Here is a 20,969-nt window from a genome sequence, read left to right as displayed (position 1 = left end):
TTTCGGATGAAATAAAATTCCAAACGGATTTTGAAGGGTTTGAAATTTAAAATAATCTAATTTCTCTCCCATATTTTCAACAAAACAAGAACCAATTAACAACAACTTGGAATGATAATCTATTTGATTATGCTGTTGTTGTATGAGTGGTATTTTTGTTTGAAGGTTCATGTTTTATTTTTTATTACACTGAGATCCTGAGAGATTCGCAGAGAGGTTTTTACAAAACATATACTCGTGAATCTCTGCGTTTTTTACTCTGTGCAACTCTGTGTCAAAACTATTAGTCCAAATATTTTTTAGCAGCCTCCAAAGCCGCATCAATTCCTGCTGGATTTTTACCACCAGCAGTTGCAAAGAAAGGTTGTCCGCCACCACCTCCTTGGATGTGTTTTCCTAATTCTCTAACTATGTTCCCTGCATTTAGTCCTTTGCTTTCTACCAATTCCTTAGAAATATAGCAGGACAGCAAGGCTTTTCCATCGTTTTCAGAACCAAATAACAAGAATAAATTGTCGTACTGACTTCCTAATTCAAAAGACAAATCTTTTATACCACTAGCGTCTAAATCTATTTTCTTAGCTAAAAACTGAATGCCATTAACTTCGGTTATTTCATTTTTAAGATCGCCTTTTAAGTTTTTGGCCTTATCCTTTAATAACGCTTCCACTTGTTTTCTAAGGTGGCTATTTTCTTCCTGTAAATTTTGAAGCGCTTTAACTGGTTCGTTATTGTTCAACATAGACTTTATTTCAATAAAAGTCTTATTGATATCTCCAAAATATCCTTTTAAGGCATCGTTTGTAATGGCTTCAATACGACGGATTCCAGCTGCAACAGCTCCTTCCGATACGATTTTAAAAAACCAAATATCTCCTGTATTCTTAACATGTGTCCCACCACATAATTCAATGGATTGTCCAAAACGAACCATCCGAACGGTATCGCCATATTTTTCGCCAAATAAGGCCATAGCTCCTTCTTCCAGAGCTTGATCCATAGGAATGTTCCTTTTTTCTTGAAGTGGTAGTTTTCCAGCAATACGTGCATTGACAAAAATTTCTACATCACGTAATTCCTCCGTACTTAATTTTGAAAAATGCGAGAAATCAAAACGCAAGTATTTTGAATGTACGGCAGATCCTTTTTGCTCGACATGACTTCCTAAAATCTCGCGCAAGGCTTGGTGCAATAAATGGGTAGCGGTATGGTTACATTCGGTTCTGTAGCGCTGTTTGGCATCGACAGAGGCCGTAAATGCATCGTTTAAATTCTCTGGCAATTCCTTAGCGAAATGCATCACTACGTTATTTTCCTTTTTAGTATCTAGGATATATGTTATGTTTCCATTTCCATCTTCTAAATATCCTTTATCTCCAACTTGTCCCCCGCCTTCAGCATAAAAAGGTGTTAAATTAAAAACAAGCTGATACATATCGCCATCCTTTTTCGAAGTTACTTTTCGGTAACGGGTTATTTTCACTTTAGCTTCCAAAGCGTCATACCCTATAAATTCTTGGACAGCATCATCTATTAAAATGGTCCAATCCTCTGTGGACATTTCGCTGGCTGCTCGAGAGCGTTTCTTCTGTTTTTCTAATTGTTCTTTAAACCCTTTTTCATCCAATTTTAAATTTTGTTCGGATAAAATCAGAGCTGTTAAATCTATTGGAAACCCATAAGTATCGTATAATTCAAAAGCTCTTTCACCTGAAACAGTGTCGCCAGAAGTACTTTTTACAATGCCATCCAAAAGCACCAAACCTTGATCCAAGGTTCTTAAAAAAGAAGCTTCTTCCTCTTTAATTACGTTTTCAATCAGTTGTTTTTGAACTTTTAATTCGGGGAAAGCATCGCCCATTTTCTTGCTTAAAACATCCACCAACCTATAAATAAAAGGTTCCTTTTGGTCTAAGAAGGTAAAACTATAGCGAATGGCACGACGTAAAATTCTTCTAATAACGTAGCCTGCACCTGTATTACTTGGCAATTGCCCGTCGGCAATTGAAAAAGCCACGGCACGAACGTGGTCTGCAATAACACGAATTGCGACATCTATTTTTTCTTGTTCAGAATTGGCGGCACTTACTCCTTGAGGTTCGTATTCCTTATCTGAAATCGTTTCAATTTCACGAATAATTGGTGTAAAAACATCGGTATCATAATTACTTTGTACACCTTGCAACACCATACATAAACGCTCAAAGCCCATTCCTGTATCGATGTGTTTATTTGGCAAGGACTCTAAAGTTCCACTCGCTTTTCGGTTGTATTGCATAAACACCAAATTCCATATTTCCACCACTTGCGGATGGTCCATATTTACCAAGGATTTCCCATCTACTTTGGCTTTTTCTTCAGCTGAACGAATATCTACATGAATCTCACTACAAGGTCCACATGGTCCTTGATCTCCCATTTCCCAGAAATTATCCTTTTTATTTCCCATAAGGATTCTGTCCTCTGAAATAAATTGCTTCCACAAATCGAAAGCTTCTTGATCCATAGGAGTTCCATCTCCTTCATCCCCTTCAAAAACCGTTACGTATAAAATATTTTTATCTATTCCATAAACCTCGGTCAGTAATTCCCAAGCCCAGGCAATGGCTTCTTTTTTAAAATAATCGCCAAAACTCCAATTCCCAAGCATTTCAAAAAGCGTATGGTGATAGGTATCGTAACCCACTTCTTCCAAATCGTTGTGCTTCCCAGATACGCGCAAACATTTTTGGCTATCGGCAATTCGGTTATTTTTTGGCTCGGCATTTCCTAAAAAATACTCTTTAAAAGGCGCCATTCCAGAGTTGACAAACATCAAACTTGGATCGTCCTTTAATACCAAAGGTGCAGAAGGCACAATGCTGTGTTTTTTCTCTTTAAAAAAACTTAAAAATTTTGAACGTACTTCTTGAGATTTCATCTATTTATTTTGAAAGCTATTATGTTAAATATTGCATAAAACCACATAGTTTTTACAATTTCTCTACAAATCTATTTTAAATTTCGGACTGAGAGACGTTAGTTCCCCAATTTATCGTTTAGTTTTCACTAAATTTACAATGAAAATATTTTGTAGGTTTGTTCGTTTTGGATACTAATTGATAAATCGTTTAATATTAATTCCATGCAAAAATAGCATAAATTAGACAATGAGTAAAGTAAAATATTATTATGATCCAGATACGCTTGCATATAGAAAAATAGAGCGTAGAAAAAGAAGAACAGTTACGTATATTTCGATATTTATACTGGCATCTGCCCTATTTGCCTTTTTGTTTGTTTTTATTGCTAGTCAGTATATCGAATCCCCAAGAGAAAAAGGTTTAAAACACGAGTTACAAAATGCCCAATTACAGCTTCAACTCTTAAATAAAAAAATGGATGAATCTGAAGCTGTTTTAGCCAGTATTGCAGATAGGGACAATAATATTTACAGATTGTATTTTGAGGCCAATCCGATTCCTGATGAGCAAAGGAAAGCTGGTTTTGGTGGTATTAACAGATATAAGGATTTAGAAGGGTTTGATAACTCCAAACTAATAATAGAAAGTCATAAACGTATCGATCAATTACAGAAACAAATTGTTGTTCAATCAAAATCTTTAGACGAAATCGCCAAATTGGCAACCGATAAGGAAAAGTTATTAGAAGCCATTCCAGCGATTCAGCCAGTGAAAAATGCCGATTTATCTAGAATGGCCTCAGGTTATGGAATTAGAACCGATCCTTTTACAAAAGCAAGAAAAATGCATTGGGGCATGGATTTTTCTGCACCTCGTGGAACGCCTATTTACGCTTCGGGAGATGGCGTTGTAGTTAGAGCAGATAATGGTTCTGCGGGTTATGGCAACCACATTCGTATAGATCATGGTTATGGCTATGTAAGTCTGTATGGCCATATGTATAAGTATAATGTTAAAAAAAATCAGAAGGTAAAAAGAGGGGATGTTATTGGGTTTGTAGGAAGTACCGGCCGATCTCAAGGTCCACATTTACATTACGAAATATTTAAGGATGGCGAACGTATCAATCCTCTTAATTTCTATTATGGAAGTTTATCTGCCGAAGAATTTAATGAACTTCTTGAACATGCTTCATTAGAAAATCAATCGTTAGACTAATGCATATAGAATTACCTGAAAAACGTTATTATAGTATTGGCGAAGTTGCAAAAGCTTTCGACGTGAATACTTCTTTAATTCGTTTTTGGGAAAAAGAATTCGATGTTTTAAAACCAAAGAAAAACGCCAAAGGAAATAGAAAATTCACTCCTGAAGATATTCATAATCTAAAATTCATTTACCATTTGGTTAAAGAAAGAGGATTTACACTTGATGGTGCGAAAGCCCATCTTAAAGAAGAAAAGAAAAAACCCTTAGAAACCTTCGAGATTATTAATAAATTGAAAAATATTAAGGCGCAACTTCTTAAAATTAAAGATCAACTGTAACAATTTACCTACTTTTACAACTAATAAAATAAACACTAACACTTAAAAACAAACTCTCATGAAAAAATGGTTAATTCCAGTAATTATCATAGCCATCCTTGGTTTTGGTATTTATAATTGGGCTGTAGGATTTAATAACACAGCCGTTACACTTAATGAAAACGTAAGCGAAGCTTGGGGAAATGTCCAAACCTCTTACCAACGTAGAAATGATTTAATTGGCAATCTTGTAAACACGGTTAAAGGTGCAGCCGACTTTGAAAAAAGCACACTAGAAGCTGTTATTAAAGCAAGAAGTGAAGCTACAAAAACAACCATCGATCCTTCGAATATAACTCCTGAGCAATTACAAGAGTTCAACCAAGCACAAGGAGGATTAAGCAGTGCCTTGTCTAGATTATTGGTAACTGTTGAAAGGTATCCGGAATTGAAAGCCAATCAGAATTTCCTGAAACTTCAAGACGAATTGACCAGTACAGAAAACACCATTCAAACAGCAAGAACACGTTATAACGAAGCCATTAAACCTTATAACACCCATGTTAAGAAATTCCCTAATTCGGTATTAGCCGGTTTATTCAACTTTGAAGGCAAACCTTATTTCGATGCAGAAGCTGGAGCGGAAAGACCTGTGGAAGTAGAATTCGATTTTAATTAAACAAATACGGCTTTGATATCCATACCTACCAGATAAACGATTCTGGTAGGATTTTTAAAGTAACAATGGAATTGCAAAAGTGGTATTGAGTTATTTAGTTGGAACGTCATAATAACTTAATAACTCTTGAGACTAAAACAAATATACAAGCTAAAGTAATTACAATTAAATTACAGCTTTTTAACCTTGAACCTGACACTAAAAGTAATGTCTAAAATAGAAGATTTTTTAACTGCACAAGAAGAACAAGAAATTGTAGAAGCTATTCGAGTGGCCGAAAAAAACACCTCTGGGGAAATCCGGGTGCATCTTGAAAAATCTTCTAAAATAGACGTTTTTGAACGCGCTATGGACGTGTTCCATTATTTAAAAATGGATAACACCAAAGAACAAAATGGCGTTTTAATTTATGTAGCCGTAGAAGACCAAACCTTTGTTATTTATGGCGACAAAGGCATTAACGACATTGTAGGAAAGGATTTCTGGAATACAACCAAAGATGCTATTCAGGCCCAATTTAAATCTGGAAACTTTAAGCAAGGGCTTGTAGATGGTATTTTAAAAGCTGGAAACGTCTTAGAAAAACACTTTCCTTGGCAACACAATGACATCAACGAATTACCCAACGACATATCCAAAGGATAATGATAAAAACCCTACACATCAAGTATCTTATTATTCTGTTTGTGAGTTTGTGTTTTTCGCAAAACTTATTGGCACAATTCGATATACCTAAAATTCCAAAAGAACAAACCAGTGTTTACGATTATATGTCGCTGCTTACTGCTTCAGAAAAAAGCAGTTTAGAACAGAAACTCATTAAATATTCCGATACTACATCCACTCAAATTGTTGTGGTTATTATTCCAACTGCCAAAGGTGAAAACATTGGACTTTTATCGGCTAAATGGGCTCAAGAATGGGGCATTGGACAAGCTAAAGAAGATAATGGCGTATTTGTTTTATTGGCAAGAAACGACAGAAATATTTGGATTTCTCCGGGTTATGGTGTAGAACATAGGTTAACCGCAGGCATTGTTGGCGAACTTACTAGAAACATCATTATCCCAGAATTTAAAAAAGGCGATTATTACAGTGGTTTAGACAAAGGAACCGATGCCATTTTCCAGGTGTTAATGGGAGAATACCAAGGCACCAGAAAGGCTGACAAGGATTCTGAATCTCCAGGTGGCTTTATCATATTCCTGATTATCTTTTTCATTATTATTTTAATTTCTATTTCTAAAAACCGTAAAGGAGGTTCTGGAGGTTCTGGAAGCAATAAATCTGGAGGCTTTAGCATTCTCGATGCCATTATTTTAAGCAATATGGGACGTGGAGGCTTTGGTGGTTCTTCGGGAGGTGGCTTTGGCGGTTCTTCTGGAGGCGGCTTTGGCGGAGGTTTTGGCGGTGGCGGTTTCTCTGGCGGTGGCGCTGGCGGAAGTTGGTAGCTATAGTTTGTAGGTGGTTAAAAATTAATTTTTGGTTTGGATTCGGGACTTCTGTACTTAATTATTAGCTTCTCTTACTTTGGAAGTTTGATAGGTTACTTGGGTTTCTAAAAACCCATCCCATAAAAACCATCTGGTTGAATAAAAGACTTTCTCCCTTGTAACCTGTGAATGTCTAGGGATGGTTTATAAGTCTAACACGACCTAAGCACGACATAAGCACGACATAACCACGACATAAGCACGGCATAACCATAAAGTAGCCAAGTACTTATTGAAGCTTTATAAAGGATGGGATTTGGCTTAAACTTGGAATTAAGATTGTAAACAGATGGTCTTCTACCTTTTTTCAATAACTATAGGCTCTACAATAAAACCCATGTTCTTTAATTGCTCCAATAAACCACAAGAGTTTTTTAAGTGCATAAAACCAACAGCCAGAAAACAGTTCTTATTTTTAAGTAAATCGGGTAAAACCTGCATCCAGTTTTCATTTCGTTGTTTAACTAGAATATCATTTTTACAGGGCAAATCAAATTCATAATCTAAACGGAAGTTCCTATAGTCTTTGGCCAATTGACAATTTTGGGGATAGTTTGTATCTCCGTGCAGCATATTTAATAGGGACCTGATATTTTTCTTCTCATCTTTCCATTTCGGATTACCGAAATGTTGATTAATAAACTCCAACTGCGAAGTATTTGTTTCTAAGCCTAAAACTTCGACACCTTTTCCAGTAGCTAAATGCATTAAATAATTATCAAAATGTGTCCACGTATCTAATGGATTATTCGTTTCACATTTTATCTTTTGAAATTCTTGTTGCAGTTTCCATTTCAACTCAATGGGTTTTAATTTATAGATATCAACTCCCCAATCCTTAGTTATTTCTTGAAGTTTAGCGAAGTCTTTTTTACTAAACTCCCTTTCAATTGTTTTCGAACTCTCCCTACTATTAATTAATTTTTGGGTTTGTTCTGTTGTATTAATGGACTCAAATATGGCCAAATCAGATTGATACAGATACATTTTAATTTGTGGAATAGAATCCACAAACGTGTTTCCAAATTGATGGAACGTTCCAACAATAGTAGATGTTTTATGGGTTACAGTATCTGTTACTTTCCACAAAATAGTGTTTTGGGAAAATGACAACTGTGTTACAATTACACAAATTAAAACGACTGCTAACTTCTTCATTCTAAATCAAATTGTTAGAAGAGCATGGCGCATTTATTTTTTACGCATATAAACACTTACAGGAACACCTTTAAAATCGAAATGTTCGCGAAGTTTATTTTCTAGAAAACGCTTATAAGGATCTCTTACGTATTGAGGTAAGTTACAGAAAAAAGCAAATTGTGGTTGCGGCGTTGGCAACTGCATGATGTATTTGATTTTTACAAATTTTCCTTTGTAAGCTGGTGGCGGATAATTTTCTATAATAGGAAGCAAAACCTCATTAAGCTTGCTTGTTTTTATCTTTTTGGTTCGGTTGTTATACACTTCAACAGCCGTTTCTATAGCCTTAAAAATACGTTGCTTGTTTAATACAGATATAAATACAATGGGCACATCGGTAAAAGGCTCGATTTCTTTTCTAATAATTTTTTCGAATTCGTTGGTAGATTTATGATCTTTTTCAACTAAATCCCATTTATTAACCAAAATAACAATTCCTTTTCTGTTGCGTTCTGCCAACCAGAAAATGTTTTGCACTTGTCCGTCGAAACCACGAGTTGCATCCATAACCACTAGACACACGTCGCAATGTTCGATGGCACGTACACTACGCATTACAGAATAAAACTCTAAATCGTCTTTAACTTTAGCTTTTCTTCTAATTCCAGCGGTATCCACCAAATTAAATTCAAAACCAAACCGGTTGTATTTGGTATCTATAGAATCTCTGGTAGTTCCAGCAATATCTGTAACGATATATCTATCTTCTCCAATTAATGCATTTATAAAAGAAGATTTTCCAGCATTAGGTCTTCCTACTACCGCAAAACGAGGTAGTTCAGTTTCTTCCACTTCTTCTTTTAAAGGTAATGCTTCAACAAGGGCATCCAGTAAATCTCCTGTTCCACTACCACTAATACTGGCAATGGTAAAATATTCACCTAGACCTAAAGAATAAAACTCCACAGCATCTTGTGCTCTTTTCGCATTATCCACTTTATTGACTACTAAAAAAACAGGTTTTTTAACTTTTCTAAGTAAGGTTGCCACATCTTCGTCCATTCCTGTAACGCCAGATTCGACATCTACCATAAAAATAATGGCATCTGCTTCGTCTATAGCTAACTCTACTTGTTTGTCTATTTCAGCTTCAAAAACATCGTCGCTTCCTTTTACATATCCCCCTGTATCGATTAGGGAAAACTCTTTCCCATTCCAATCACTCTTTCCGTAATGTCTATCTCTAGTTACACCACTTGCCGCATCTACAATAGCCTCTCTTCTTTTAATTAAACGATTAAAAAAAGTGGACTTTCCAACATTTGGTCTTCCTACTATAGCAACTATGTTACTCATTTTAAATAAATTTTGGTGCAAATATAATGATATGCTAAGTATTTAATTGTATTTTGTTTGCTTCAAAAAAATAAAAATGAACCTGTCACTAAAAACCCCTATTATTACCTAAGGATTTAAGTGCCTGTTTGTTGATACTTTCCGAAAGTAAAAAACCTCTAAAAGCCTTGATTGATTTAAAAATTGAACCGATTTAAAAAACCTTATGCCCAACTCCTCAAAAATCAATGAAGTGGTTTTAAGACCACGTTTTAAATTTGAAAGAAACCAAAATAACGAAGAACTATTAAACTTGTTCGACAAAGCCAAGCACGAACAAGAAGACTTTATAGTATCTCGGAGTGACAATCATGTCTTTCTTAGATTGCCCAAGCACAAACAGCATTTCTGGTCGCCACAACTGCATTTGGAGATTGATGAACTAGAAACAAATTCCAGCACGGTTCGTGGCTTATTTGGACCAAACCCAACCGTTTGGACCATGTTTATGTTTTTTCATTTTTTTGTTGCCGGATTGTTTATAGCATTTGGTGTTTGGGCCTATACTAATTGGGCATTAAAAACAACGTACGCCTTACAAGTTGGCATGATGTTTTTTATGGTGATTGTTTGGGTGGCTTTATATGTTATTGGCCAATTGGGGAAAAAAGTTGGGATGGACGAAATGCGCCTGCTTCACGGTTTTATGAGGGATACGTTGAGAGGATAGTACTGGTTTAGAATTTAAAGTTCAAAATTTACTCCTCCAAATTCCTATAAAATAATCTATTGGTTGTAACCGAAACGTCGTAACTGCTTTTGATCGTTACGCCAGTTTTTATTCACTTTTACATAAAGCTCCAAATGGACTTGTTTGCCAAAGAATTTCTCCAAATCCTTTCTAGCCTCCATTCCTACACGTTTTAAGGCTGACCCTTTATGTCCGATAATAATTCCCTTTTGTGTATCGCGTTCCACCATAATTACAGAACGCATTCTAATAATGTCGTCTTCTTCAAAAAACTCTTCGGTATCGATTTCAACCGCATAAGGGATTTCCTTTTTATAGTGCATTAAAATTTTCTCGCGAATGGTTTCGTTTACAAAAAAACGTTCTGGCTTATCGGTTAACTGATCTTTTGGATAAAAAGCTGGAGATTCTGGAAGCAATTCGATAATTCTATCGAACACCTCTTTTACTTGAAAACCTTCTAAAGCAGAAATAGCAAAAATCTCCGCATTGGGAACTTTTACGGCCCAACTTTGCACTTGTTCCTCCAATTGTTCCTGATTGGATTTATCAATTTTATTAAGCAGTAATAAAACTGGAATCTTTGAACTTGTAATCTTATTAAAAAAGGTTTCGTCTTTTAATTCTTTTTCACCTATTTCAACCATGTAAATTAACACATCGGCATCGTCGAAGGCAGACTTTACAAAGCCCATCATGGATTCCTGCAATTGGTAAGCTGGTTTTATAATTCCTGGCGTATCCGACAAAATCATTTGAAAATCCTCGCCATTAACAATCCCTAAAATACGATGTCTTGTGGTTTGTGCTTTCGATGTAATTATCGAAAGTTTTTCACCCACAAAGGCGTTCATTAATGTCGATTTTCCAACGTTTGGATTTCCTATAATATTTACAAAACCTGCTTTGTGCATCCTATTATTTTATAAGCACAAAGATAGTTTTAAAAATTTTAAACTCGGTATAAACCAAATAACTAATGAAAATAAAACCAAGATCTCCATTTTAGTTTATCATCTTTTCCATCTAGAGAATATTTTGTAGGTTTTTTTTAATACTTTAGTACCATTATTAGAACCTGCGTTAACACGTCTATTTAAGTGAGAAACAAAACCTATTATACCATTTTATTCCTAAGCTATTTTTGTGTTATGCCTAGCTTTTTTTTCGCTCAAAACAAGGAAATAGATTCTACGAAAAACACTGAAATTACACCTTTTAGAAAAGGGAGATGGCTTACAGGTCTTACAGGATCTATAGGTTCTGGAACTTTTGAAAACACTAAAACCGAGAATAAATCCATTAGCAATTGGTACCGAATAGAAATTGGTACCGGGAAATTTATAATTGACCGATTAAATATTGGCTTGTCTGCCAATATGGAACGAAGTAATATTGAAAATGACACTTTTGAAAACACGTCCGAAATATTTTTTGTAGGACCTAAAAGCACTTATTTTTTATCGCCAAGCAGTATTGGTTCTGTGTTTTTTAGTTTATCTCCGGGATATGTGCTTTACAGAGAAACCATTGGAGGGATTGTTCAGGATGTGTATGTTGAAAATTTAAACAAGGGAGGAGGCTTTGGTTTTCTATCTACCTTCGGGTTTTCGTATGTTATTCAAGACCGGGTTTCTTTTGATTTAGGCCTGAATTATAATGTGTATTGGTTAAATTTGGACGAAGAAACCACTATCGATCCAAAAGTTAAAAATGTTAGCTATGCCCTTAGCAATCTCTCTTTTTCGTTTGGATTTAAAATATTACTAGACTCGAAACCTCTATAATGAAAAAACTGTTTTTATTCCTATTAATAAGTCTTTTTATAAGCACGCTTGGTCATGGTCAGGCTAAGGACGATGTGATAAAGTCTGACACTCTTAATAAGAACAAGAAATTTCAATTTGTTGCCATACCAATTATATTCTATACTCCAGAAACAAGTTTTGGTTTTGGTGCTGGAGGACAGATATTTTTATTAAAACAGAAAAACATTTATAACGATCGGGTGTCGAATATTTTCGTGGATTTTATCATGACATCGAACAAGCAGTTTATTATAGATGTGATTCCTCAAATATATTTTGGGAATGGCGATTATTTTCTGGACATGAATTTTAAATGGAAAATATTTCCGAATAATTTCTGGGGAATTGGGAATACTACCCCAAATAGCAATGAGGAATCGTATGATATGACCTCGCAAATTTTAAAAGTAAGTTTCTTAAAAAGGTTACCTCCAGCCTTAAATTTTGGCTTTGAATATATTTATGAAAACCACGATGTTACAAAAGTGACGGAAGGTGGCCTTTTAAGCACTGGCGACATTCCAGGTAGCGATGGCGCAGTAATAAGTGGTTTTGGGGTGATTTTTAACTTAGATTCCAGAGACAATGTGGGTTCGCCTATTTCTGGGCATCTCTTAAAAATGAATGCCCAGTTTTCTAGTGAGCTTTTTGGAGCAACAGAGAATTACAATAAGTTTATTGCCGATTTGCGCACCTACCAAAAATTAGGCAAAAAAAGCATTGTAGCCCTACAACTATATTACGAAGGAAACTATGGCAACCCACCTTTTCAAGGGCTTGCTTGGTATGGTGGAGGAAATAGAGCTAGAGGATACTACCAAGGTCGATATATAGATAAAAGTCTATACTTATTTCAAGCCGAATACAGATACCGCTTTAAACCTCGTTGGGCCTTAGCTGGTTACGGACTCTTTGGAAAAGTAGCGAACGATCAAAAAGAACTTGTAAGCATTCGAGATTTAAAACCAAGTGCCGGAGGCGGGCTCCGATTTAAACTTTTAAAAACCCAAGATACATGGGTGCGTTTGGATGCTGGGATTGGCGTAGATGGTAGTAGCGGTATTTATTTTGGAATTAATGAGGCTTTTTAATGCCTACAAAAACGCTATAAGCTATTGGTGGTTTGAATGTAGTTATTGATGATCTCTGAAATATCGTTTTTACCCAATTCCTTTTCATTTATTTTCCTCATCAACTCTGGGTCTTCCGTTAAATGATATTTCGCTCCTTTTTTTATTCCACCAACAAGTCCTGTCATATAAAACATATTTGCTACAGGAGCATCCTTCTTTTTTATATAATGAGTAATTGTAGGAAAATCTTGTCCAGAATTATATCGATATAACAACACTATTTCCCCACTTTTAGCGTCTACTTTATAAGCTTGAGATTCCACATAAAAAGTAACATAATCGTTTTTTGCTTCTACTAAAAGCAAGGAATTACCGGCCGCCTTTTTTGATTTAAAACTAAATACAATAGGAGTGTTTTCGTATAAATACCTCTTCCCTTTTTCGGACACCACGCCTACCGACTCTATGTGTTTACGTTTTATGGTTTCTTTTTCCCCTTTTGGAGAAGGCCTAAACGCTATTTCGTTTTCTTTGGAATTGTTTGGAACCATCACATATCCCTGTTTTATGGTACCATCAAAAAGTCTAATCTCACCTTGCCAATATGGATTTGTATTTATATTAATTTGCGCCTTGGCATCCATAGAAATTAAAAACAAAAGACCGATAATAACCATCGTTTTACTTAGGTTTCTACGCTTAACATTATTCATCTGAATTATATTTATCTATAGTTTTTAGGTGTGATAATAAAAACATCATGTTTTAACATCAATAAACTAAAATATAAAAAGTGAGAGAACTTTACCAAGCAAATTTTAAAATTAATTTTTTATTCACTTTAGTTTCACGTATTCACATTAAATAACTTCAGAAAAAAGACCTGAAAAAGAATGGTCTTTACCTGTTGGAGCTACTATTGTAACTGTTTTACTACCGGTATTATTTAAGCAGACAGAAAAAAAAACCAGAGGGTTATCTCTGGTTTTTTTGCTGTTAAATTAAGAATTTGGTTTGCTTTACTAAATACCTTTATTTTTACTCTACAATAATAAACTCGCTACGTCTGTTCTTTTGATGGTCTGTTTCCGAACATGGCACACCATTGCTACAGTTATTTACCAGAGCGGTCTCTCCCATTCCAATGGCCGTCAATCTTTCTGCACCTATACCTTGTGCTATCAAATAGTCCATGGTGGATGTGGCGCGACGCTGGGAAAGCGCTTTATTGTAGGCATCGTTACCGCGACTGTCCGTATGCGAGCGGATCTCTATTTTTAAATTAGGGTATTGGTTAAGGGCAGCCAATAGTTTTTCTAGCTCCACTTGGGCATCCTGACGGATGTTCGATTTATCAAAATCAAAATAGATGATTGGGATGTTCAATACTTCTGCTAGGTTTACCCCAGGAACCAATGCCACTTCGTTTTGTTGTAACTGGAAGTTGATTTCCTGATTTTCCAGGTTAGGCTTGGAGACGTTCTCATTCGTATCGTAACTTTCCTTGCTTGCTTTTATAAAATAGGATTCAAACTTATTGATCTCGACCAGATACTGGCCATTTTCATCGGTCATCACTTGTTTGTATAACTTTCCTTCAGCGTCGCTCAAAACAATATTGGCACCTGTAATTGGCAGGCCTGTTTGTTTATTGGTGACAAGCCCTTGTATTTGGGCAAAATAGACGTCGATAATCGGTGAGGTCTCCAAGAACGAATAAATATTATCGTAAACAAACTGTCCTTGTACCTCTGAGCGGTTGGAGCTTATAAAACCTCTACCGGTTTGCTGATCGATTCCGAAAGCAAAATCATCTGCATAGGAGTTTACCGGTTCCCCGATATTCAATAAGTTCCCATAGCCAGTATCTTGAATTTTCACATAAAACACATCCAATCCTCCTAATCCAAAATGTCCATCGGACGAGAAATACAATTCATTGTTGGCCGACACAAAAGGAAAGGTTTCCTTTCCGCTGGTATTGATCTTGGATCCTAGATTTACGGGTTCCCCGATACTGCCATCGGTATTGATCTGGGATACATAAAGATCGGACTCACCATATCCTCCCGGTCTATCCGATGAAAAATAAAGTTTGGTTCCATCTGGACCTAAAGTAGGGTGTGCTGTAGAAAAGTGATCGCTATTGATGGATAGCTCCTCGGCTTTTTGCCATTTGTTATCCGTTTTTTTAGATCTATAAATTTTTAATTTTTGGTTGTCTTTCTTCTTGTCGTAAGTGATATTACTTCTTGTAAAATACATGGTGTTTCCATCTGCAGTAAATACAGGCGAAGATTCATGGAACTTACTTTCTATATTCCCTCCTAACTTTTTAGGCTTACTGATGGCACGGTTTAAGGTATCCAGCTGGATTGTATATAATGACAAAAAGCTAAGTCCGTCCCAAGCGCTCCTCTTGTTCAGAAAACTCTTGGTGTTGGTGGTAGTAGCATAATAAAGAGTGTCTCCCAATTTTACGTATCCAAAGGAGATTTTATTTTCACTGTAGGTGGCCTGGAGCGCTTCTATCTCATATCTACCTGAGTTTTGCTGTATCAGTTCCATATAATCCATTGCGCTTATTGCATTGGATTCCGATCCGCTCCGAAGCACAAATGCATCGTAATACTCCATGGCTTTTTCGGTTTGACCCATGGCTTTCAAAGCTTGGGAATAACGCAGGTACACAAGGTTCTGTTCTGGTTCTTCAGTAAAATTGAAGAGGCTTTCGTACCATTTCACAGCCTGATCGTATTGAGCGTTGAAATAATAACTGTTTGCCAATTTTGTAAAAAGCTCTTCAGACTGATAGCCTTTTTCGGCCACGGTCAAATATACTTTTTGGGCATTGACATAATTCAGCTGTTCGTAATTCTCTGTGGCTTTGGTCAGTTTTTTTTCCTGTGCCTGAACCAAAGAGATACCCGAGAAGCCCAGGAGGAACAAAAAGAAACTATAAATGGTGATACTGTTTTTCATTAAATCTTTTTTTAGGATTAAAAGAACCTTGGGTTCACTTTCGCCCGTAGCTTTGTGCCCAGTTCGAAACGCAAGAATATTTCATGAGATCCGTTGTTATAATTCCCCAGTTCCGTGGTGTCGTAATCGTAGGCATATCCTACCATCATGTTCTCCGAGATTTGGAATCCAGCCAAAGCGCTTACTGCCGCATCCAATCTGTATGCCAGACCAAAAGTTACTTTTTCATATAAAAGAGCATTGGCCGAGATATCGATGGCCAATGGGGCACCCGAAATAGCCTTGACCAAGGCGGCCGGTTTCAATTTTAAGTTTGGGTTCAAATCAAAGACATAACCTCCTATTAAATAAAGATGGGTCTTTTCCATGGCCGTAGATACTTGGACATCGTCATAATGTTCTGTTTCCAGAAAATTGGGAGACGAGATTCCCACGTACCACTTTTCGGTATGCACATAAAATCCAGCACCAATGATGGGAGAACTGTTGTTCTCCTGTCTCAGGTTATAATCGTTTGGATCGTAGATGTTCAATTTGTTAGGGTCCAGGCTCCATATGGACATTCCTCCTTTTAGGCCAAAGGATAGTTTTAGTTCTTCTGCCATCTGTACCGTATAGGAAAAATCTGTGGTCAGGATGCTCTCGGAAGAGGGTCCTATCTTATCGCTGGTAAAGCCAACACCTAGACCAACACCTTTAACGCCTATAGGTGAATGTGCCGAGAAATTAAGTGTTTCTGGGGCCCCGTCCAAACCTACCCATTGGTTTCTATAAACTCCCAAGATGTTCAGGGAACCTCGAGATCCTGCATAGGCCGGGTTTACGGTAATGGTATTGTACATATACTGCGTATACTGAGAGTCTTGTTGTGCTTGCGCTGAAGGAACCATAAAAAACATGCCCACAAAGAGTACAAGTACAAATAAATTTGATTTATTGAAAGTCATTTGAATTTGGTTCATATTAATTGGCACTTAAGTATAAAAATCCAGCTTGTTTGTGAAAATTGTTTTCTCCTTGATTCCCGTAACCATATTCCAGGATGTAGTAATAGGTCCCTGATGGCAGGTTCTCGGAATTTTTAAGGGTCAATCGGCCTGAGGAATATCCGTCAAAGATATGGCCACTCGTTCCGTAATTGTTCGTTTCAAAAACCTTGACGCCCCAACGGTTGAACACCTTTACCTTTAGGTCTCGGGCGCAGTCATTGTTTGTTTGGTCGATGATAAAATAATCGTTCTTACCATCGCCGTTTGGTGTCACGGAGTTATAGACCACAATGCCACATGGCAGGATTAGATCGGATTTTACGCGTCCAAAGGTAAAGACCCCATAGTTGTTTACTGAGGTTGTTACGGTCTGATTGTCTAAATCTATAACGCCGCCTTCATCTACCCACATGTTGGAAGCTACGTCCCAACGCACGATGGTCAATGCGCCCTGTTCGGCTGCCGCTATCATGGAGGAAGGCGTAGTTACGTTTCTCCAAGAAAGCGTAATCAATCCGTTGTCTGTGTTTGCGCTTACTTTTTCGATGGTCCAATATTCTTGGTTGTCAATCTCTTCAATAACTCCTGCCTTTAGTTCATGAGGATATAGCGGGTTTGAATTCTCGAAGTAAAATTTCCCTTCGAATAAGGCAGAGGAACTGGATGGTGCCGATATGCCACCAAAGCGGTAATAGCCGCCATCGCCAATTGGGAACGTAAACTCTTGGTCTCCATATTTGTTTACTGGGCCGTCCACATGGCTGGCATCGGAGGTATTGATATGGTTTGCATGGGTATTGAAGGTTATCTGTCCGCCAAAATTGTCGTTATCTACAATTCCGTCATAGAAATTAGAGGTCCCACTAATATTCATGGCCCCGGATAATCTAAATGGTTCTAAGGAACTGTTATTATTGAAAAGCACATCGTACAGATAGCTTATCTGTGTCCCGCTGATGTTCTGCTCTGTTGTACCGATAAATCTGGTAAGTCCTGTGTTTTGGTAGAAGTCCAAGATTCCGTCGTTATGAAAATGGCTGTAAATAAAAGCGTCCCCATCGTTGTAGAATGAGCCCGTGGACAGGTTATTGAAACGTTCTACAGTTGAAAACTGGGTGTTTTCAGCCACGTAGAGCGTTCCCTCATTACTCGTTTGGGCTTTCATTGCACTGAAAATAAGGAGCACTAGAATACTTATATATAATGATTTATTTTGCATGTGTTTTTTAATATTTAACCATGTGGCTATTAACAAGCTTTAAAAAATAACTATGGCGTGTTCCATAATTTTATTCTCTCTATTCTTTATACATAAAATCGTATCATTTTATCTACTTGTTATCTTTCGCCTTAGAATGAATCATCGGATTTGTAACTGTTGGAGATAAAATGTATATTTTATGATCTTCTACTTCACCTGTATTCAAAAATGAACCAGGTGTCATATTTGGAAGTTCGGAAAGCCTTAATCTAACATATGTACTATAAGGTTTTCTATTTCCTGGTATTACCCATTCCAACAAGACGCTTCCCGTAGCATTCACAGTTGCTGGCGCGGGTGCCTCTTGCTTCTCCTCTGGATCGAAAATACCATTCCCATTAAAATCTATCCATCCAGCGATATATCCATTGGTTTGACTTCTATAAGGGATATTGGCAGAAATAATGTTTCCAGGTAAATAATTTACTTTATATGAAAAACGTTTGTATTGTTCTGGCCATGCATCTTCTTCCAAAGGTCCTGCTGGACCAAAATTATCATCTCCTAAAGCATCTGCTGAATGCAAAGAAATGGTTTCCGTATCTGGAGCCGTACTGCCCAAGCGGCTAAGATTTACATTTTCTACTAATGCACCTGCCGTATATGTGGTTGTATTAATATTAGTACGATTGTTGTTGTTATTACTAGGAGGGTTGACATTAGGGATACCATCTGTAGTAAAACTCAATTTTTGAATAAGATGCAAGGGTTTTCCATAAGAAATCGGGGCATCGCCACCATCTACTGTAGGCGGTAATAAACCTAATGCAATAGCCGTTTTTCCTCCTCCTTTGAAATCAATATTTACGTTTACAGAAAAATCTGGATTAGCACCAGTTGTATTATAAGCAGATTCGTTAAACTTTAAAAATGAAACTGCCATGGTGTTATTGTCATTACCCTTTAAAAACTTCATAGTTCTTTTAGACGTTGGAGCTCCGTTTTCTATAACGATTTCCTTTCGAACTTCATAGGCTCCCTGACCAATATTTTTCTTACCTTCAACTAAGGTCCAATTACCATCGGCCGTGGCATAAATATACTCGCTGGTTCCATTTAAGGATTCTGCATCGGCAACCACCAAACCGGCAAGTCTTACAGGCAGCCCATCTAAAGTCGCTGAACATTTTATAACCAATCTTGGAGAATTATTATCATTTCTATTAATAATTCCTGAAACAAGCTGGTTGTTCGTTCCTGTTCCTCCTATATTGTATAAATCATCTAAATGATCGCCTGAATAATTACCTGGCGCATAAGAATTCACGGTACTGCCAGCTATACTTATAATTTCTGCCTCTATACATAAATATCTTCCCTCACCCAAATGAATAGAAGCATGAGACTTTGCTCCAACGCTTAATGGCTGATTGTGCCTACCATAAGGATGTGTTTGCATATTTGCAGAACCCCAAGTAAGCCAAAGCACATCATCTATATAAGGACTACTTCCACCAGTTGCGAATGACGCCGTTACTATTTGGTTCAGATAGCATTGTGCCTGTAGCTTTGAAATTGTTACAAGTAAAAACAGGGCAAATCCTGGAATAGCAAACTTTATTTTTAAATACATATTTAATTAAGGTTTTACAGAAAATACGATGTTCATAAAAGAGCCCAAAGAAACTTCTGCTGTAGGTAAAACAGTATAGGTTAAAACGCCCATATTACTTACTGCTACGTTGGCGAAAACAGTATCGTCATAAAAGGTGATAAAATAATCCAATTCACTACGAGGTAAAACCGGAAGGCTTGTTATAGCTCCTGGATTTGATGCTACTGGTGAACCGAATTGTTGTTGATACTTTGCATATAAATCTATCGTTCCAAAAACATCTCCTCCAGGCACCTGATCTGCTGCCGTGTAAATAATAACAGAAGGCATATAAAAGAAAGTTGGCATCGCTGCTTTTAATTGCTTTATAACCCCTGATGTTCTATCTACAACTAAAATATTGTCTTCGAAATCGCCGTTTTGCAAGCCAGTAAGTGCTAACGTGTTAGTTGCACTTGTAGCAATCGTGGTTGGTTTTATTAAAGCCCCTCCTAATTGAACTGCATCTGCTGTGGTATCTACGTTTAATCCATTATTAGCTTGAACGTCTAAAGCATTTGTTGTTGGGTTTTTAACTAAACCTAAACCAGCCACATTTTCGTTTACTTTTATTGCTGTAATTCCTCCATCGGTCACTTCGATGCTAGTATCTAATAAAGTGGCACCTATACCATTAGTTACCGTAATTGAAGTACCAATAGCGGTTAAATCTTTGGGATCAACAACACCGTCAGCGCCATCAGCTCCATCCGCTCCGATTAATGAATCTAAAAAGTCTTGCTCGGTTCCTGTGTTACCAGCAGCGATCCACTCTTCGTAAGCAGAAATACCATCAGCTCCATTTGTTCCATTTGTTCCATCAGTTCCATCAACACCGTCAGCGCCATCCGCTCCGACTAATGAATCTAAAAAGTCTTGTTCTGTACCTGTATTACCGGCAGCGATCCATTCTTCGTAAGCAGAAATACCATCAGCTCCATTTGTTCCATTTGTTCCATCAACACCATCAGCACCATCAGCACCATCAGCACCATCAACACCGTCAGCTCCTATTAATGAATCTAAAAAGTCTTGCTCGGTCCCTGTGTTACCAGCAGCGATCCACTCTTCGTAAGCAGAAATACCGTCAGCTCCATTTGTTCCATTTGTTCCATCAACACCGTCAGCGCCATCAGCTCCGATTAAAGAATCTAAAAAGTCTTGTTCTGTACCTGTATTACCAGCAGCGATCCACTCTTCGTAAGCAGAAATACCATCAGCTCCATTTGTTCCATCAGCGCCATCAGCACCTATTAATGAATCTAAAAAGTCTTGTTCTGTACCTGTATTTCCGGCAGCGATCCACTCTTCGTAAGCAGAAATACCATCCGTTCCATTTGTTCCATCAACACCATCCGTTCCATCAGCTCCGTCAGCGCCATCAGCTCCGATTAAAGAATCTAAAAAGTCTTGCTCTGTACCTGTATTACCAGCA

At 37.1% G+C, this 20,969-nt stretch carries 19 protein-coding genes; 8 read left to right on the top strand and 11 right to left on the bottom strand.

All coding sequences use genetic code 11. From position 1 onward, the window contains the following. Positions 1-171, bottom strand: a 171-nt coding sequence (locus VKY47_RS00940; protein ID WP_324309615.1) for a GSCFA domain-containing protein, incomplete at its 3' end; no start/stop codon positions are given. A gap of 112 nt (positions 172-283) precedes the next feature. After that, a complete protein-coding gene (gene alaS, locus VKY47_RS00935; protein ID WP_324309613.1) occupies positions 284-2,920 on the bottom strand; it encodes an alanine--tRNA ligase in 2,637 nt (878 codons plus the stop codon). 229 nt (positions 2,921-3,149) lie between these two features. Between alaS and VKY47_RS00930 the strand changes: the two genes are divergently transcribed. From VKY47_RS00930 to VKY47_RS00910, 5 genes are all read left to right on the top strand, one after another. Next, positions 3,150-4,121, top strand: a complete 972-nt coding sequence (locus VKY47_RS00930) for a M23 family metallopeptidase (protein WP_324309611.1) — start codon at positions 3,150-3,152, stop codon at positions 4,119-4,121. Next, positions 4,121-4,450, top strand: coding sequence for a MerR family transcriptional regulator (locus tag VKY47_RS00925; protein ID WP_324309609.1), 330 nt, complete (start codon positions 4,121-4,123; stop codon positions 4,448-4,450). Before VKY47_RS00930 ends, VKY47_RS00925 begins: the two co-directional genes overlap by 1 nt. A gap of 58 nt (positions 4,451-4,508) precedes the next feature. Beyond that, on the top strand, positions 4,509-5,108 hold the full coding sequence (locus VKY47_RS00920; protein WP_324309608.1) for a LemA family protein: 600 nt from the start codon (positions 4,509-4,511) through the stop codon (positions 5,106-5,108). A 207-nt stretch (positions 5,109-5,315) separates the two neighbouring features. Further along, on the top strand, positions 5,316-5,753 hold the full coding sequence (locus VKY47_RS00915) for a TPM domain-containing protein (protein WP_324309606.1): 438 nt from the start codon (positions 5,316-5,318) through the stop codon (positions 5,751-5,753). After that, entirely contained in the window at positions 5,753-6,559 is an 807-nt protein-coding gene (locus VKY47_RS00910; protein ID WP_324309604.1) for a TPM domain-containing protein, read from the top strand. Before VKY47_RS00915 ends, VKY47_RS00910 begins: the two co-directional genes overlap by 1 nt. A 339-nt stretch (positions 6,560-6,898) precedes the next feature. On the opposite strand, the gene VKY47_RS00905 is transcribed toward VKY47_RS00910, so the two are convergent. Then, positions 6,899-7,759, bottom strand: a complete 861-nt coding sequence (locus tag VKY47_RS00905) for a TraB/GumN family protein (protein ID WP_324309603.1) — start codon at positions 7,757-7,759, stop codon at positions 6,899-6,901. Positions 7,760-7,792: 33 nt separating this feature from the next. After that, positions 7,793-9,097 carry a ribosome biogenesis GTPase Der gene (der, locus tag VKY47_RS00900; protein ID WP_324309601.1) on the bottom strand — a complete coding sequence of 435 codons (1,305 nt, stop codon included), beginning with the start codon at positions 9,095-9,097 and terminating at the stop codon, positions 7,793-7,795. Positions 9,098-9,302: 205 nt separating this feature from the next. Between der and VKY47_RS00895 the strand changes: the two genes are divergently transcribed. Continuing rightward, positions 9,303-9,806, top strand: coding sequence for a GTP-binding protein (locus VKY47_RS00895; protein WP_324309600.1), 504 nt, complete (start codon positions 9,303-9,305; stop codon positions 9,804-9,806). A gap of 56 nt (positions 9,807-9,862) precedes the next feature. Here VKY47_RS00895 and era read toward each other — a convergent pair whose 3' ends face one another. Further along, a complete protein-coding gene (gene era / locus VKY47_RS00890; protein ID WP_324309598.1) occupies positions 9,863-10,741 on the bottom strand; it encodes a GTPase Era in 879 nt (292 codons plus the stop codon). Positions 10,742-10,978: 237 nt separating this feature from the next. Between era and VKY47_RS00885 the strand changes: the two genes are divergently transcribed. Together VKY47_RS00885 and VKY47_RS00880 are read left to right on the top strand one after the other, a co-directional pair. After that, on the top strand, positions 10,979-11,614 hold the full coding sequence (locus tag VKY47_RS00885) for a hypothetical protein (protein ID WP_324309596.1): 636 nt from the start codon (positions 10,979-10,981) through the stop codon (positions 11,612-11,614). After that, entirely contained in the window at positions 11,614-12,726 is a 1,113-nt protein-coding gene (locus tag VKY47_RS00880; RefSeq protein WP_324309595.1) for a BamA/TamA family outer membrane protein, read from the top strand. Before VKY47_RS00885 ends, VKY47_RS00880 begins: the two co-directional genes overlap by 1 nt. A 14-nt stretch (positions 12,727-12,740) precedes the next feature. On the opposite strand, the gene VKY47_RS00875 is transcribed toward VKY47_RS00880, so the two are convergent. From VKY47_RS00875 to VKY47_RS00850, 6 genes are all read right to left on the bottom strand, one after another. Next, positions 12,741-13,421: a hypothetical protein gene (locus VKY47_RS00875; RefSeq protein WP_324309593.1), complete on the bottom strand. Its 681-nt coding sequence runs from the start codon at positions 13,419-13,421 to the stop codon at positions 12,741-12,743. A gap of 325 nt (positions 13,422-13,746) precedes the next feature. Continuing rightward, positions 13,747-15,690: an OmpA family protein gene (locus VKY47_RS00870; protein WP_324309592.1), complete on the bottom strand. Its 1,944-nt coding sequence runs from the start codon at positions 15,688-15,690 to the stop codon at positions 13,747-13,749. Between the two features lie 17 nt (positions 15,691-15,707). Next, positions 15,708-16,652: a PorP/SprF family type IX secretion system membrane protein gene (locus VKY47_RS00865; protein ID WP_324309591.1), complete on the bottom strand. Its 945-nt coding sequence runs from the start codon at positions 16,650-16,652 to the stop codon at positions 15,708-15,710. A 1-nt stretch (position 16,653) separates the two neighbouring features. Beyond that, a complete protein-coding gene (locus VKY47_RS00860) occupies positions 16,654-17,898 on the bottom strand; it encodes a T9SS type B sorting domain-containing protein (protein ID WP_324309590.1) in 1,245 nt (414 codons plus the stop codon). Positions 17,899-18,010: 112 nt separating this feature from the next. After that, on the bottom strand, positions 18,011-19,513 hold the full coding sequence (locus VKY47_RS00855; protein WP_324309589.1) for a CshA/CshB family fibrillar adhesin-related protein: 1,503 nt from the start codon (positions 19,511-19,513) through the stop codon (positions 18,011-18,013). Positions 19,514-19,519: 6 nt separating this feature from the next. Continuing rightward, the coding region (locus tag VKY47_RS00850) for a hypothetical protein (protein WP_324309588.1) at positions 19,520-20,969 on the bottom strand (1,450 nt) is incomplete at its 5' end.

Source organism: Xanthomarina sp. (genome assembly GCF_035306705.1).
Lineage (GTDB): Bacteria > Bacteroidota > Bacteroidia > Flavobacteriales > Flavobacteriaceae > Xanthomarina.
Note: the sequence above shows the minus strand (reverse complement) of the source record. Positions and strands in the feature narration are given on the sequence as shown.